This window comes from Pseudomonas sp. S3E17, assembly GCF_024168685.1.
Taxonomy (GTDB): domain Bacteria; phylum Pseudomonadota; class Gammaproteobacteria; order Pseudomonadales; family Pseudomonadaceae; genus Aquipseudomonas; species Aquipseudomonas marginalis.
This window is the reverse complement of the sequence record NZ_JALJWE010000001.1, coordinates 4,397,410-4,413,283: the sequence shown is the minus strand read 5'-3', so window position 1 is coordinate 4,413,283 and position 15,874 is coordinate 4,397,410. Positions and strand designations below refer to the sequence as shown.

The following is a 15,874-nucleotide window of genomic DNA, read 5'->3' as shown; positions in this document are numbered from 1 at the left end:
GGAAGTACACCATGACTATTAAAGCCATCAACGTGCGTAACCAGTTCAAAGGCACCATCAAGGAAATCGTCGTCGGCGACGTGCTGTCGGAAATCGACGTGCAGACCGCGTCCGGTATCGTCACTTCCGTGATCACCACCCGCTCGGTCAAAGAGCTGGAGCTGGTGATTGGCAGCGAAGTGATTGCCTTTGTGAAGTCGACTGAGGTGTCGATCGCCAAGTTGTGATTTGCGTCGTTCTTGAGGCCGTCATCGGGGGCTTGCCCCCGATGAGGCCAGTCCGGCCAGCACAAAACTCAGCGCTTAGGCAGATACGCCGGCAAATACAGCCCCACATACGCATCAAACACCCGCATCCCTTCCTCCGCCATACGCGGCGTAATCAGCCCATGCTGATGCACCGAACGCGCATACACGCGATCACTCAATTCCAACGCCAGCGCAAACACATCCACATCGGTTGGCAAGCTCGGCACTTCAAAGTGGCGGTCGAACACTTCCAGCATCAAATCCCCCAGCTCCAGATCATGCTGACGGTCCGCCTGGGTCACTTCGGTCAGCCCGTGCTGGGCCAGGATCAACTGGCGCGCGGCGGCGTCGTTGCTGTAGATGGTCAGCATGCGCTGTTCGACGATGTAGGACAGGTCGCGCCAATGCTTGAGTGAATCATGCTCGATGGGGGCCTGGATGGCGCAGCGGAAGGCTGCATGTATATCGGCGGTCAGTGCCTCCAGCAGCGCCGGCACACTGGCGAAAAAGTGATACACCGACGACGGCGGAATCTGCGCGCGCTCGGCCACGCTGTAGATCGACAAACTCGCCACGCCTTCGGCGGCCAGCAAGGTGCGGGCGGCATCGAGAATCGCGTCGATCCGTGCCTGGCTGCGGGCGCGGGGTTTGCGAGGGGCGGCGGGGCGGGTGGGCATGGAAGTCTCCTACAAGGCAGCGGGCATTGTACGCAGAGCCTGAGGATGATCCATACCGCTTGTTGTGGTGAGCGGGCTTGCCCCGCGCTGGGCTGCGAAGCGGCCCCCATAAAAAACGCCGAGTTCCTTCAGAAAGAACTCGGCGTCTGTGTTTGGGGCTGCTACGCAGCCCAGCGCGGGGCAAGCCCGCTCACCACAGTCAATGCAGCCGTCGTTTAGACGGTATGCAGGTACCAGTTGTACTCAAGGTCGGAGATGGAGTGTTCGAACTCTTCCAGCTCACTTTCCTTACAGGCCACGAAGATATCGATGTATTTAGGATCGATGTACTTGGCCATCACCTCGCTGTCGTCCAACTCGCGCAGGGCATCGCGCAGGTTGTTCGGCAGGCTCTGTTCGTTCTGCTCGTAGCTGTTGCCTTCCACGGGTGCGCCCGGCTCGATCTTGTTGGTCAGGCCGTGGTGCACGCCTGCCAGGACCGAAGCCATCAGCAGGTAAGGGTTGGCGTCGGCACCGGCCACACGGTGTTCGATACGTACGGCGTCGGACGAGCCGGTCGGTACGCGAATCGCCACGGTGCGGTTGTCCAGGCCCCAGCACGGCGAGTTCGGCACGTAGAACTGTGCGCCGAAACGACGGTAGGAGTTGACGTTAGGGCACAGGAACGCCATTTGGGCGGGTAGGGTCTCGAGCACACCGCCGATCGCGTGACGCAATGCGGCGTTCTGCTCGGGATCCTCGCTGGCAAAGATGTTCTTGCCGTCCTTGTCCAGGATCGAGATGTGTACGTGCAAACCGTTGCCTGCCTGGCCTGGGTAAGGCTTGGCCATGAAGGTGGTGTCCATCTCATGGTCGTAGGCGATGTTCTTGATCAGGCGCTTGAGCAGCACTGCGTAGTCGCAGGCCTTGATCGGGTCGGCCACGTGGTGCAGGTTCACTTCGAACTGCGCCGGGGCACTTTCCTTGACGATGGCGTCGGCCGGGATGCCTTGCTCTTTGGCACCTTCCAGGATGTCCTGGAGGCAATCGACGTATTCGTCGAGGTCGTCGATCAGGTAGACCTGTGTCGAGTGCGGGCGTTTGCCGGAGATCGGCGAGCGGGGCGGTTGTGGGCGGCCGTTCACGTTCTCCTGGTCGATCAGGTAGAACTCAAGCTCGAAGGCGGCGCAGATGGTCAGACCGAGGTCGTCGAACTTGCTTACAACTTGGCGGAGCACTTCGCGCGGATCGGCGAAGAAAGGTTCACCTTCAAGTTCGTGCATGGTCATCAGCAATTGCGCGGTAGGGCGCTTTTGCCAGGGTTCATTGCACAGGGTGTCAGGGATCGGATAACAGATTCGGTCAGCATCACCGATGTCCAGGCCCAGGCCGGTGCTTTCCACCGTCGAGCCATTGATATCCAGGGCAAATAAAGAGGCAGGCAGGTTAATGCCCTTCTCGTAAACCTTGTGGAGGCTGGTGCGTTCGATGCGCTTACCGCGCACCACACCATTCATATCCGCAATTAGAAGGTCTACGTACAGAACCTCAGGATGATCCTTAAGGAACGCGTTCGCTTCGTTAAGCTGAACGGCACGCGGGGGTACCGACATGATGCAACACCTTTGTTGTTAAAAATATCAATCATTGATCTTTTCTGGTTTCAGTCAACCCGAACGGCATGCCGAAGTCAAGCGAGGCCTTTTTTGCCCTAAAAAAGCGCCGTGACCGCACTTTTGGGGCTTTTTGGGGCGGTTTTTTCGGTTTGACCGGCTTGGGACTCGCAGGCTTGAGCGGGCCGTGTTGTATTTTTTACGGGGGTGTTGTGTAAAAAAATGAACAAGGCTAAGCTCGATTCAAACCCATAACAGCAATAATACCGGGGTGCTTCATGTCTCGCCTGCCGCCAATCGGCGTCTCAGCCTGCTTCAGCCAGGCTTTGTCCGCAGTCCGTTCGTCCCGCGTGAATGCCCACGCACCGGCCAATATTCTTGACGGCCCATCCGCTCTCTTTTTTGCCTCCTCGACTGTCACTGACCGGCTGCCATCCGCGCGGCCGCTCATGATTCTGCACGACTTTGGCTTGAGGAATGCAACGCTGCAGCAAATGGCAGGTAAGCTCCTACCCTGAACGAAAAAACGACGCGGATGCTGCGTCAACCAACGCCTGGCCTTTAATGGATGCCAGGAAACCCAGCCCAGAGGCATTTATGAGTAACAACCTCGACCAGCTCACCGATTGGTTGAAAGACCACAAGATCACAGAAGTCGAATGCATGATTGGCGACCTGACCGGTATCACCCGGGGCAAGATCTCGCCGACCAACAAGTTCATCGCCGAAAAAGGCATGCGCCTGCCCGAGAGCGTTCTGTTGCAGACCGTGACCGGCGACTATGTCGAAGACGACATCTATTACGAATTGCTCGACCCGGCAGACATCGACATGATCTGCCGCCCCGACCAGAACGCGGTGTTCCTGGTGCCCTGGGCCATCGAGCCGACCGCCCAGGTGATCCACGACACCTACGACAAGCAAGGCAACCCGATCGAGCTGTCGCCGCGCAACGTACTCAAGAAAGTCCTCAAGCTCTACGCCGACAAAGGCTGGCAGCCCATCGTGGCACCGGAGATGGAGTTCTACCTGACCAAACGCTGCGAAGACCCGGACTTCCCGCTGCAACCGCCGATCGGTCGGTCCGGGCGCCCGGAGACCGGCCGCCAATCCTTCTCTATAGAAGCCGCCAACGAATTCGACCCGCTGTTCGAAGACGTCTACGACTGGTGCGAGTTGCAGGAGCTGGACCTCGACACCCTGATCCATGAAGACGGCACGGCCCAGATGGAAATCAACTTCCGTCACGGCGATGCCCTGTCCCTGGCGGACCAGATCCTGGTGTTCAAGCGCACCATGCGTGAAGCCGCGCTCAAGCACGACGTGGCGGCCACCTTCATGGCCAAGCCGATGACCGGCGAGCCCGGCAGCGCCATGCACCTGCACCAGAGCATCATCGACATCGCCACCGGCAAGAACGTCTTCTCCAATGAAGACGGGACCATGAGCCAACTGTTCCTCAACCACATTGGCGGCCTGCAGAAGTTCATCCCTGAGTTGCTGCCGCTGTTTGCCCCCAACGTGAACTCGTTCCGCCGCTTCCTGCCCGACACCTCGGCGCCGGTGAACGTGGAGTGGGGCGAAGAAAACCGCACCGTCGGCCTGCGCGTGCCGGATGCCGGCCCGCAGAACCGTCGCGTCGAAAACCGCCTGCCGGGCGCCGACGCCAACCCGTACCTGGCGATTGCCGCCAGCCTGCTGTGTGGCTACATCGGCATGGTCGAAGGCCATAACCCCAGCGCCCCGGTGGTGGGGCGTGGTTACGAGCGCCGCAATCTGCGCCTGCCGTTGACCATCGAAGACGCCCTGGAACGCATGGAAAACAGCAAGACCATCGAGAAATACCTGGGTCAGAAATTCATCACAGGCTACGTCGCGGTCAAGCGGGCCGAGCATGAAAACTTCAAGCGCGTGATCAGTTCGTGGGAGCGGGAATTCCTGCTCTTCGCCGTCTGATGCGCCGGGCGCGCCCGTCACACGGTGCGCCCCTCACTGAAAAGTCTAGGAGATTGGTATGTCCAGCAACAACCCGCAAACCCGCGAATGGCAAGCCTTGAGCAGTGATCACCACCTGGCGCCGTTCAGCGACTTCAAGCAATTGAAAGAGAAAGGCCCACGGATCATCACCAAAGCCCACGGCGTGTACCTGTGGGACAGCGAAGGCAACAAGATCCTCGACGGCATGGCCGGCCTGTGGTGCGTGGCGATCGGTTACGGTCGCGATGAACTGGCCGACGCCGCCGCCAGGCAGATGAAAGAACTGCCGTACTACAACCTGTTCTTCCAGACCGCTCACCCGCCGGTGCTGGAGCTGGCCAAGGCGATTTCCGACATCGCACCTGCCGGCATGAACCACGTGTTCTTCACCGGCTCCGGCTCCGAAGGCAACGACACCATGTTGCGCATGGTCCGCCACTACTGGGCGATCAAAGGCCAGCCGAACAAGAAAACCATCATCAGCCGCAAGAATGGCTACCACGGCTCCACCGTGGCTGGCGCCAGCCTGGGCGGCATGACCTATATGCATGAACAGGGCGACTTGCCGATCCCGGGCATCGTCCATATCGCCCAGCCGTACTGGTTCGGCGAAGGCGGCGACATGAGCCCCGAAGAGTTCGGGGTCTGGGCCGCCAACCAACTGGAAGAGAAGATCCTCGAGCTGGGCGTGGACAATGTCGGCGCTTTTATTGCCGAGCCGATCCAGGGCGCCGGTGGCGTGATCGTGCCGCCGGACAGCTACTGGCCGCGCATCAAGGAAATCCTCGCCAAGTACGACATCCTGTTTGTTGCCGACGAAGTGATTTGCGGTTTCGGCCGTACCGGTGAGTGGTTCGGTAGCGATTTCTACGACCTCAAGCCCCACATGATGACCATCGCCAAGGGCCTGACCTCGGGCTACATCCCCATGGGCGGCCTGATCGTGCGCGACGACGTGGTGGCCGTGCTCAACGAAGGCGGTGATTTCAACCATGGTTTCACCTACTCCGGTCACCCGGTGGCGGCGGCCGTGGCCCTGGAAAACATCCGCATCATGCGCGATGAAACAATCGTTAACCGCGTCCACGACGAAACGGCACCGTATTTGCAGAAACGTCTGCGGGAGCTGGCGGATCACCCGTTGGTGGGTGAAGTGCGCGGTGTCGGCATGCTTGGTGCAATTGAGCTGGTTCAGGACAAGGCGACGCGCAAGCGTTACGAGGGCCGGGGCGTAGGCATGATCTGCCGAACCTTCTGCTTCGAGAATGGCCTGATCATGCGCGCCGTGGGCGACACCATGATCATTTCGCCGCCTCTGGTGATCAGCAAGGCTGAAATCGACGAGCTGGTGACCAAGGCTCGTCAGTGCCTGGACCTGACTTTGGCGGCATTGCAGGGCTAAGTGCTAGGCTCAGTGCGCAGCGCACCGGGCAGTTATAAATGCAGGGGGCTTTGGTTGAAAGCCGGCCCCTGAACTTGCCAGACTGTCGCCCTGTTTTGCTGCCCTCTGGAAGGGTCGCTGAACATAAAAGAACGTGGCCCAAAAAAGAAAAATTGGAGCATCACCAAATGAAGGCATTAGGTTTGAAGAACGCTGGCAAGACCCTCCTCGCCTTGTCCCTGATGGGCGCAATGGCGGGCGCGGTCCAGGCCGACGATAAAGTGCTGCACGTCTACAACTGGTCCGACTACATTGCACCGGACACCATCGCCAACTTTGAAAAAGAGTCGGGCATTAAAGTGGTGTACGACGTTTTTGACAGCAACGAGACACTCGAAGCCAAGTTGCTGGCAGGCAAGTCCGGCTACGACATCGTCGTACCGTCGAACAACTTCCTCGCCAAGCAGATCAAGGCCGGTGTCTACCAGGAACTGGACAAGTCCAAGCTGCCCAACTACGGCAACCTGAACACCTCCCTGCTTAAAGCCGTGTCGGTCAGCGACCCGGACAACAAGCACGCTTTCCCGTACATGTGGGGTTCGATCGGCATCGGCTACAACCCGGACAAGGTCAAGGCCGCGCTGGGCGTGGACAAGATCGATTCGTGGGACGTGCTGCTCAAGCCGGAAAACATCGCCAAGCTCAAAAGCTGCGGCGTGAGCTTCCTCGACTCGCCGACCGAAATGCTGCCGGTCGCGCTGCATTACCTGGGCCTGCCAACCGACAGCCAGAAGAAGGCCGACCTCAAGCAAGCCGAAGACCTGTTCCTGAAAATCCGTCCTTCGATTGGCTACTTCCACTCGTCCAAGTACATCTCCGACCTGGCCAACGGCAACATCTGCGTAGCCGTGGGTTACTCGGGGGACATCCAGCAGGCCAAGTCCCGTGCGGCTGAAGCCGGTGGCAAGGTCAAGGTGGCCTACGACATTCCGAAAGAAGGTGCCGGTAGCTTCTTCGACATGGTCGCCATCCCTAAAGATGCCGAAAACGTCGACGCCGCCTATAAGTTCATGAACTACCTGCTCAAGCCGGAAGTCATGGCTTCGATCACCAACAGCGTGCGTTTCCCGAACGGTAACGAGAAGGCCACCGCACTGGTCGACAAAGACATCACCAGCGACCCGGGCATCTACCCACCAGCGGATGTGCAAGCCAAGCTCTACGCCATTGCGGACTTGCCGGCTGCGACCCAGCGTGAAATGACACGCAGCTGGACCAAGATCAAATCCGGTAAATAAACCGGCCTTCGTTAACCACCGCGCGCCCCGCGGTGGTTAATGAAACAAATAAATGACAGAAAGTTTTGCCGGATCGGTTTATCGAGGGTAAGTTGCGCGCCGGTTTTGTTGCCGGGCAACAACTTTGGGCCCAACTATTTAAGAGGACCTCCACTTGCCAATTTCTTTGTTTCGCCAAGCCTTGCTGGTAGGTGCAGGTCTCACGCTGGCTGTCAGCGTGCAGGCCGCACCGACTGTGCATATTTATAACTGGTCGGATTACATCGGTCCCGACACCCTGGCCAACTTCGAAAAGGCCACCGGCATCAAACCCGTGTATGACGTGTTTGATTCCAACGAAACCCTGGAAGGTAAGTTACTGGCCGGGCGTACCGGCTATGACGTGGTAGTGCCGTCCAACCACTTCCTTGGCAAGCAGATCAAGGCCGGGGCGTTCCAGAAACTCGATAAGTCGCTGCTGACTCATTACGCCAACCTGGACCCTGTGCTGCTCAAGCGCCTGGAGAAGAACGACCCGGGCAACCAGTACGCCGTGCCGTACCTGTGGGGTACCAACGGCATCGGTTATAACGTCGACAAAGTGAAGGAAGTGCTGGGTGTCGACAAGATCGACTCCTGGGCCGTGCTGTTCGAACCGGAAAACATGAAGAAGCTGGCCACCTGTGGTGTGTCGTTCATGGACTCGGCGGATGAAATGCTGCCGGCGGTGCTCAACTACATGGGCCTGGACCCTAACAGCACCAACCCTGAAGACTACAAGAAGGCCGAGGAAAAGCTGCTCAAAGTGCGGCCCTACGTGACCTACTTCCATTCTTCCAAATACATCTCCGACCTGGCCAACGGCAACATCTGCGTGGCCGCCGGGTTCTCCGGCGATGTGTTCCAGGCCAAGGCTCGCGCAAGCGAAGCGGGCAAAGGCGTGAACATCGCCTACGCAATTCCGAAGGAAGGCGGCAACCTGTGGTTTGACGTGCTGGCCATCCCCAAGGACGCCACCAACATCAAGGAAGCCCACGCCTTCATCAACTATTTACTGCAATCTGAGGTGATCGCCCAGGTCAGTGACACCGTCGGTTACGCCAACCCTAACCCAGGGGCGGACAAACTGATGGAGCAATCGATACGCACCGACGAAGCGGTTTACCCACCGCAGGCGGTTCTCGACCGGACATTCGTCAACTTCGAGCTACCCCCGAAAGTGCAACGTTTAATGACCCGTAGCTGGACCAAGGTCAAGACGGGCAAGTAAGGCTCAAACTATCCAAGGTTCGCCCGCCTCGGGCGAACTGCACTCTTTTTTTTGGGAGTTTCGTAAATGGCAGTTGCCTCCGGCGCCTATAAGAAAGCCCTCGAGGGCGACCAGACACCGAAAAAGGTGCTGGTCAAAATCGACCGGGTCACGAAGAAGTTCGACGAGACGATTGCCGTGGACGATGTGTCCCTGGAAATCAAGAAAGGCGAGATATTCGCCTTGCTCGGTGGTTCGGGTTCGGGCAAGTCCACCCTGCTGCGCATGCTCGCAGGCTTCGAACGCCCGACAGAAGGTCGGATTTACCTCGACGGCGTGGACATCACCGACATGCCGCCCTACGAGCGGCCGATCAACATGATGTTCCAGTCCTACGCCTTGTTCCCCCACATGACCGTGGCGCAGAACATCGCGTTCGGCCTGCAACAGGACAAGATCCCCAAGGCCGAGGTCGATGCCCGCGTGGCTGAAATGCTCAAGCTGGTCCAGATGAGCCAGTACGCCAAACGCAAGCCGCACCAGTTGTCCGGTGGCCAGCGTCAGCGGGTGGCGTTGGCCCGCTCACTGGCCAAGCGCCCGAAACTGCTGCTGCTCGATGAGCCCATGGGCGCCCTCGACAAGAAGCTGCGCTCGCAGATGCAGCTGGAACTGGTGGAGATCATCGAGCGCGTCGGCGTGACCTGCGTGATGGTGACGCACGACCAGGAAGAGGCCATGACCATGGCCGAGCGCATCGCGATCATGCACCTGGGCTGGATCGCCCAGATCGGCAGCCCGATCGACATCTACGAGACGCCGACCAGCCGCCTGGTGTGCGAATTCATCGGTAACGTCAACATCTTCGACACCCAGGTGGTGGATGACGCCGAAGGCCACGCGGTGCTCAAGTGCCCGGACCTGGACCGCGACATCTACGTGGGCTACGGCATCGCCACCTCGGTGGAAGACAAGTCGGTGACCTATGCCATCCGCCCGGAAAAACTGTTGGTCACCACCGAAATGCCGACCTGCGAGCACAACTGGTCCAGCGGCAAGGTACACGACATCGCCTACCTGGGCGGCCACTCGGTGTTCTACGTCGAGCTGCCAAGCGGCAAGCTGGTGCAGTCCTTCGTCGCCAACGCCGAACGCCGTGGCCAGCGTCCAACCTGGGGTGACCAGGTCTACGTGTGGTGGGAAGACGATAGCGGCGTGGTACTGCGCACATGAACATGAAGAAGCTCAAGCGGCGCTTGCACCGCATCGTCCCCAGCGGCAAGCAGGTGGTCATCGGGATTCCGTTCCTGTGGCTGTTCCTGTTTTTCGCCTTGCCGTTTTTCATCGTCCTGAAAATCAGCTTCGCCGAAGCCGACGTGGCGATTCCGCCGTACACCGAGATCTACACCTACGTCGAGCAGAAGCTGCAGGTGGTGCTGAACCTGGCCAACTACAGTTTGCTGGCAGGTGATGAGCTGTACATCGCGGCGTACCTGGGCTCGCTGAAGATGGCGTTCTTCAGCACGCTGCTGTGCCTGCTGATCGGCTACCCGATGGCTTATGCCATTGCCACCGCACGCAAAGAGATGCAGACCGTGCTGGTGCTGCTGATCATGATGCCGACCTGGACCGCGATCCTGATCCGCGTGTATGCGTGGATGGGCATCCTCAGCAACAACGGCCTGCTCAATGGCTTCCTGATGTCCATGGGGTTGATCAACGAACCGCTGCAGATCCTCAACACCAACATCGCGGTGTATATCGGCGTGGTCTATTCGTACCTGCCGTTCATGATCCTGCCGCTGTACGCCAACCTGGTGAAGCATGACCAGAGCCTGCTGGAAGCCGCATCGGACCTGGGTTCGAGCACCTTCAACAGCTTCTGGAAAATCACCGTGCCGCTGTCCAAGAACGGCATCATCGCCGGCTGCATGCTGGTGTTTATCCCGGTGGTGGGCGAGTTCGTGATCCCGGAACTGCTCGGCGGCCCGGAAACCCTGATGATCGGTAAAGTGTTGTGGCAAGAATTCTTCAACAACCGTGACTGGCCGGTGGCGTCTGCCCTGGCGGTAGTGATGCTGGCGATCCTGATCGTGCCCATCATTCTGTTTAACCGCAGCCAAGCCAAAGAGATGGAGGGCAAGATATGAAGCGCGTCAGTTTCTCAAGCTTCATGCTGGTGGCGGGGTTGTTGTTCATCTACCTGCCGATGCTGATCCTGGTGATCTACTCGTTCAACGAATCCAAGCTGGTGACGGTGTGGGGCGGTTGGTCGATCAAGTGGTACGTGGGCCTGTTGGACAACACCCAGTTGATGGGCTCGGTGGCACGTTCCCTGGAAATCGCCTGCTACACGGCGGTGGCCGCCGTGGCGTTGGGTACGTTGGCGGCGTTTGTGCTGACGCGCATCAGCCAGTTCAAGGGCCGCACGCTGTTCGGCGGCCTGGTGACCGCGCCGTTGGTGATGCCGGAAGTGATCACCGGTCTGTCGCTGCTGCTGCTGTTCGTGGCCATGGCGCAGATGATCGGCTGGCCCCAGGAGCGTGGCATCGTCACCATCTGGATCGCCCACACCACGTTCTGCGCCGCTTATGTGGCGGTGGTGGTATCGGCGCGCCTGCGTGAGCTGGACCTGTCGATCGAAGAAGCGGCGATGGACCTGGGGGCGCGGCCGTGGAAGGTGTTCTTCCTGATCACCATCCCGATGATCGCGCCGTCGCTGGCGGCGGGCGGCATGATGTCGTTCGCACTGTCCCTGGATGACCTGGTACTGGCCAGCTTCGTCTCGGGGCCGGGTTCGACGACGTTGCCGATGGAAGTGTTCTCGGCCGTGCGCCTTGGGGTTAAACCCGAGATCAACGCCGTGGCCAGCCTGATTCTGCTGGCGGTGTCGCTGGTGACCTTCCTGGTGTGGTTCTTCAGCCGACGTGCCGAAGAGATGCGCAAGAAAGCGATCCAGCAGGCGATTGAAGAAGCCGCCGCCGATGGCTGGCAGCAGCCGGACAAGCGTCGGGCTCCAGCGCCGGTCTAAAGGCCTGCGCGGTCCAAATGTGGGAGGGGGCTTGCTCCCGATGGCGGTGGGTCAGTCAATAAATGCAGTGACTGACACTCAGCAATCGGGGGCAAGCCCACTCCCACAGTTTTGACCGCATTCCAGATTGGCTATGCAGCCCACGGCGACTTGCGAATCACCTCGACAAAATTCATCGGCTTGAACCCCGGTTCCTGATCCACCAGCACATCGGTCTTCACGTTGCCGAACGTGGTCTGTGGGCGATGGCGCAAGCCGTCGGCAAACGCGCAGATGATGCACTCCTTGAACCCTTCCCCGCGTGGATGCGCATGCACCACGGCTTCGCGCTGCACGCTGCTGAACGCGGCGTAGTCCATGCCCAGCACGTCCATTTCCACACCGGCGGTCACCAGTGCCACGGTCGGGCGCAGGTGCTGCGGCACGCCCGGCGTGGTGTGCAGGGCGATAGACAGCCACACCTGTTCGATATCGTCGTCGCTCAGCCCGTAAGGCTTGAGGAAGGCCGCGGCGGCGTTGGCGCCGTCCACTTCGAAGCGCTGGTCATCACTGCGATGGCCTGCCACCAGGCCCAGGTCATGGAACATGGCGCCGACGTAGAGCAGCTCCGGGTTGTAGGCCAGTTGCTTGCGCTCACCGCTCAATGCGCCGAACAGGAACACCCGGCGGGAGTGGTGGTAGAGCAGGTCGGACTCAATGTCGCGGATGTATTCGGTGGTGGCCCTGGCCAGGGCGCTGTCCGGGATCTTGATACCGGCGATGGTGGTGGTCATGGTGGTTCTCCTCTGGAAAGCAGTCAGTTTGGTCGCTGGTCGGTGCAGCGACCATCGCGGTGAGGGCGCGATCCCGGCCAATGTGCCGACACATCGTGCCAAGCAGAAATCGACTAGGGTGTAGCGGGCGATATCACTCTGGAAGCCTGCGAAAATCCCAGTGTGGGAGGGGGCTTGCATTTTATTCCGCTAGAAAAAGGTGTCTGTGAGCATGCACAAGACCGTCGCGATCCTGATCTTCCCCGGCGTCCAGTCACTGGATGTGACCGGTCCCATGGATGTGTTCTGCGAGGCCAACCGCTTTCTGGTGCCCGAAGATCATTACCAGTTGGAAGTGATAGGTTTAGGCCACGGCACGATGGCAGCTTCCAATGGCCTGTCACTCCAGGCCCATAAGCATTACAGCGAAGCCTTGCAGGCCTATGACCTGCTGCTGGTCGCGGGCGGCCCGCAGTTACCCTTCGAGGACTTCGGCGCTCCGTTCGATGATTGGCTGCGTGGCGCCACCGCCCGGGCGCGACGGTTTGGCTCAATCTGCAACGGGGCCTTCATGCTGGCGCGCGCTGGATTGCTGGACGGAAAAACCGTCACCACCCATTGGAACGACGCCGCCGACCTGGCGCGTCTGTGCCCCTCGGCCCAGATCGAAGCCGACCGCCTCTACGTACAGGATGGCAATCTCTACACCTCGGCGGGCGTCACCGCAGGCATCGACCTGTCGCTGTACCTGCTGGCCCAGGACCACGGCCCGGAAGTGGCGTTGAGCGTGGCCAAGCGCCTGGTGGTGTTCACCCAGCGCTCGGGTGGGCAGTCGCAGTTCAGCCCGTTCCTCACGCCCCATGCCGAAACCACCTCGGCGGTGGCGTTGGTGCAGTTATACGTATTGGCGAACCTCACTGGCGACCTGACCATCGCCGACCTGGCCAAGGCCGCCAACATGAGCGCGCGCAACTTCTCCCGGGTGTTTGCCCGTGAGGCGCGGATTACGCCAGCGGAGTTTGTCGAACGGGCGCGGGTGGATGCGGCGCGGGTGATGCTCGAAAGCACACATGCGCCGCTGAAGACCGTGGCCTATCAATGCGGGTTTCGCGATGCCCAGCACATGCGCAGCGTGTTCAACCGCCGGCTGGGCGTGACGCCGCAACAGTTCCGGCTAAACTTTGCGGTGCCGGTGCAGGCTCGCGCAACGAGCACACTGTAGGAGCGAGCTTGCTCGCGAGAAACCCATGGGCACCGCTTTCATTCTGGCTTTACGCGTTATCGTTAACGACCTTCGCGAGCAAGCTCGCTCCTACAGAAAGGGTTAGCGCAGAGTACGTGCTGGCAACAGCTTCAGCGTGCCGCGGGTGTTCGCGGTGACCTCCTCATCGGTGAAATGCGCCTGCTCGTAACCCCCTTCGATATAGGTCTCGGCCTGGTCGCCATAGTGCTTGTCGAACGGCACGCCGCTTTGCCCCACCGGATTGATGGTGAGGGCGTGGGCCACGTCGGCAAAGTCGATCAGGCGCCGGGTGGACGGGCCATAGGTCACCGGCCAGGGCGCGGTGCCGATGACGGCCGACTGGTTGTTCGGCACTTCATGGGTGCCGGGGGCCGGGAACGGGCCGACGTTGACGATCAGGTCCAAGGGTTTCTGCGAGCCCAGCGGATGGCCGTGGGTCAGGGTATGGGCCTTGCCCCACTGCCATTGCGTCGGGTCATCGCCGAAGGTGGCCTTGAGGTGCGCGAGGCTGTTGTCCCAGGCCCGCTTGACGCTGTCGGTGCGCTTGCCGTCCCACCAGGGCGAGGCCGGGTCGGCAGCCAGGCGGGGCAGGGCTGCGTCGATCACGCGGGTGGTGAGCAGGGTCTTGAACATGCCGTCACCCAGCTTCGGGTGGAAGGCCGCGTCGGCGAGGTTGAACAGGAACTGGTTGAACAGCGTGGCGCTGGTGGAATCCAGCGGGTAGTCACCCTTCCAGCTGGCAAGTTGTTCCACCAGCTTCAACTGCGCCGGGTCCGTGACCACCTCGCGCAGCACCGGCAACAGCGGCGCCAGCAGGCGCGGGCCGAAGGCGGTGGTGGTGCCCAGTTGCAGGGCCTGGCTGTTGGTCACATCCCACTTCACGCTCTTGTCGCTCAACTGCGCGTTCAATTGCTGGCCCCGGTCGGCGAGGTTGTAATAACCGGGGATTTCCATGCCGGTGGGCGACGCCGGCTGGGCATTGGCCGAGACCACATAGCCCCGCGCCGGGTTTTCTTCCTGGGGGTTGGCGCTGAAGGGGTAGAAGCCCAGCTTGTCGGCCTGGGCGGTGCTGCCGTCGAGGATAAACCCTGGGTTGGCACCTGCCGGGCGAATCGGCAACTGGGCCGCCGCCCACCAGCCGATATCGCCCCTGGCATTGGCCCACACGATATTCAGCCCCGGTGCGGACACCTTTGACGCCGCCGTACGGGCCTTGGCCAACGTGTCGGCGCGGTTGAGCTGGTAGAAGCCTTCGAGGATCGGGTTCTGGGTGTCGAGGAACGCCCACCACATGGCAATCGGCGTTTTGCCGCCGTTGTCGCCGAGCACGTCATTGACGATCGGGCCGTGGGGCGATTGGCGCAGGGTGAGGCTGACCGGTGCCTGGCCTTTGACGGCGATCTGTTGCTCGCTGCGGGTCATGTCGACCCACTGGCCGTGGTACCAGACCTGGTTGGGGTTGTCCGGGTTGACCTTCTCGGCGATCAGGTCGAGGTCGTCGTTCTGGAACATGGTCAGGCTCCAGCCGAAATCCAGGTTGTGCCCCAGGAACGCCACGGGTACCAGCGCGTTGTGATAGCCATACAGCTCGAAGCCCGGCGCCGACAACTGCGCCTCGTACCACACCGACGGCACCGAGAAGCGAATATGCGGGTCACCCGCCAGCAGCGGTTTGCCGCTCTTGGTGCGACTGCCACTGATGGCCCAGGCGTTGCTGCCCTCGAACTGCGGCAAGCCGTTGTCGGCCAGGGCCTGCTCACTCAGCGCGGCGAGGGCGCCGAGGGTTTTCCAGTCACTGTCGGCGAGGTTGAGGGCGCCCTTGGGTTGCCAGTCGAGGTCGAAGACGTTCAGGTAGTCGCTGCCCAGTTGGTCGCGGACGTAAGTCAGCAAGGGCTCGGTACGAAACGCAGCGGCAAAGCTGTAGGCCATGTACCCGGCGACGCTGATGGTGTCCTCGGCGGTAAACGCGCGCCTGGGGATGCCCAGCACGTCGAACTCCATCGGGCGGGCGTGGCTGTCCTGATACTGGTTGATCCCGTCCAGATAGGCTTGCAGGGCCTTCCAGTGCGCCGACTCATGGTCCTGCTGCGCCACGTAGGTGGCGGCGCGGTCGCGAATGCGCAGGCTGCGGAACAACTTGTCGGTCTCCAGCAGCTTCGGCCCGAGTACCTCGGCCAACTCGCCACGGGCCAGGCGGCGCATGATCTCCATCTGGAACAGGCGGTCCTGGGCATGCACGTAGCCCAGGGCGCGATACAGGTCGGTCTCGTTCTCGGCGCGAATATGCGGCACGCCACGGTCGTCGTAGCGCACGGTGACCGAGCCTTGCAGGTTGGCCAGTTCAACCGTGCCCTGGCGGGTGGGTTGCTTGCTGTAGACGTACCAGCCCGCACCGAGGCCGATCAGTACCAGCAGAACCGCAATAACCTGCAGGACGCGCTTCATGAACA

The 15,874-nt window shown here is 60.7% G+C and carries 13 protein-coding genes; 9 read left to right on the top strand and 4 right to left on the bottom strand.

Features of this window, described 5'->3' with window-relative positions:
• Positions 1–11: 11 nt before the first annotated feature.
• A complete protein-coding gene (locus J3D60_RS19930) occupies positions 12–227 on the top strand; it encodes a molybdopterin-binding protein (RefSeq protein WP_003176783.1) in 216 nt (71 codons plus the stop codon).
• A 68-nt stretch (positions 228–295) separates the two neighbouring features.
• Here the strand turns inward: J3D60_RS19930 and J3D60_RS19925 are convergent, their stop codons facing one another.
• Both J3D60_RS19925 and J3D60_RS19920 read right to left on the bottom strand, forming a co-directional pair.
• On the bottom strand, positions 296–925 hold the full coding sequence (locus tag J3D60_RS19925; protein ID WP_065924363.1) for a TetR/AcrR family transcriptional regulator: 630 nt from the start codon (positions 923–925) through the stop codon (positions 296–298).
• A 215-nt stretch (positions 926–1,140) separates the two neighbouring features.
• The gene (locus tag J3D60_RS19920) at positions 1,141–2,517 is read right to left on the bottom strand and encodes a glutamine synthetase family protein (protein WP_003213894.1); all 1,377 of its coding nucleotides are present in this window, start codon (positions 2,515–2,517) and stop codon (positions 1,141–1,143) included.
• Between the two features lie 597 nt (positions 2,518–3,114).
• Here J3D60_RS19920 and J3D60_RS19915 point away from each other — a divergent pair.
• The 7 genes from J3D60_RS19915 to J3D60_RS19885 all read left to right on the top strand — a co-directional run bounded on the left by J3D60_RS19915 (position 3,115) and on the right by J3D60_RS19885 (position 11,429).
• Entirely contained in the window at positions 3,115–4,473 is a 1,359-nt protein-coding gene (locus J3D60_RS19915) for a glutamine synthetase family protein (protein WP_003176780.1), read from the top strand.
• 58 nt (positions 4,474–4,531) lie between these two features.
• Positions 4,532–5,896 (top strand): aspartate aminotransferase family protein, encoded by a 1,365-nt coding sequence (locus tag J3D60_RS19910; RefSeq protein WP_141156257.1) that lies wholly within the window; start codon positions 4,532–4,534, stop codon positions 5,894–5,896.
• A 182-nt stretch (positions 5,897–6,078) separates the two neighbouring features.
• Positions 6,079–7,173: a polyamine ABC transporter substrate-binding protein gene (locus J3D60_RS19905; protein WP_065938252.1), complete on the top strand. Its 1,095-nt coding sequence runs from the start codon at positions 6,079–6,081 to the stop codon at positions 7,171–7,173.
• 154 nt (positions 7,174–7,327) lie between these two features.
• On the top strand, positions 7,328–8,422 hold the full coding sequence (locus J3D60_RS19900) for a polyamine ABC transporter substrate-binding protein (RefSeq protein ID WP_027608404.1): 1,095 nt from the start codon (positions 7,328–7,330) through the stop codon (positions 8,420–8,422).
• 66 nt (positions 8,423–8,488) lie between these two features.
• The gene (locus tag J3D60_RS19895) at positions 8,489–9,631 is read left to right on the top strand and encodes an ABC transporter ATP-binding protein (protein ID WP_027608405.1); all 1,143 of its coding nucleotides are present in this window, start codon (positions 8,489–8,491) and stop codon (positions 9,629–9,631) included.
• The gene (locus tag J3D60_RS19890) at positions 9,628–10,548 is read left to right on the top strand and encodes an ABC transporter permease subunit (RefSeq protein WP_027608406.1); all 921 of its coding nucleotides are present in this window, start codon (positions 9,628–9,630) and stop codon (positions 10,546–10,548) included. The genes J3D60_RS19895 and J3D60_RS19890 overlap by 4 nt, the downstream gene beginning before the upstream one ends.
• Complete coding sequence (locus tag J3D60_RS19885; protein WP_015886412.1) at positions 10,545–11,429, top strand: ABC transporter permease subunit; 885 nt, start codon at positions 10,545–10,547, stop codon at positions 11,427–11,429. The genes J3D60_RS19890 and J3D60_RS19885 overlap by 4 nt, the downstream gene beginning before the upstream one ends.
• Before the next feature lie 131 nt (positions 11,430–11,560).
• Here J3D60_RS19885 and J3D60_RS19880 read toward each other — a convergent pair whose 3' ends face one another.
• A complete protein-coding gene (locus tag J3D60_RS19880; RefSeq protein ID WP_027608407.1) occupies positions 11,561–12,202 on the bottom strand; it encodes an HD domain-containing protein in 642 nt (213 codons plus the stop codon).
• Positions 12,203–12,413: 211 nt separating this feature from the next.
• Here J3D60_RS19880 and J3D60_RS19875 point away from each other — a divergent pair, with 211 nt between their 5' ends.
• Positions 12,414–13,403: a GlxA family transcriptional regulator gene (locus J3D60_RS19875; protein WP_253492531.1), complete on the top strand. Its 990-nt coding sequence runs from the start codon at positions 12,414–12,416 to the stop codon at positions 13,401–13,403.
• A gap of 102 nt (positions 13,404–13,505) precedes the next feature.
• Here J3D60_RS19875 and J3D60_RS19870 read toward each other — a convergent pair whose 3' ends face one another.
• Complete coding sequence (locus tag J3D60_RS19870) at positions 13,506–15,869, bottom strand: penicillin acylase family protein (protein WP_253492530.1); 2,364 nt, start codon at positions 15,867–15,869, stop codon at positions 13,506–13,508.
• Between the last annotated feature and the right edge of the window lie 5 nt (positions 15,870–15,874).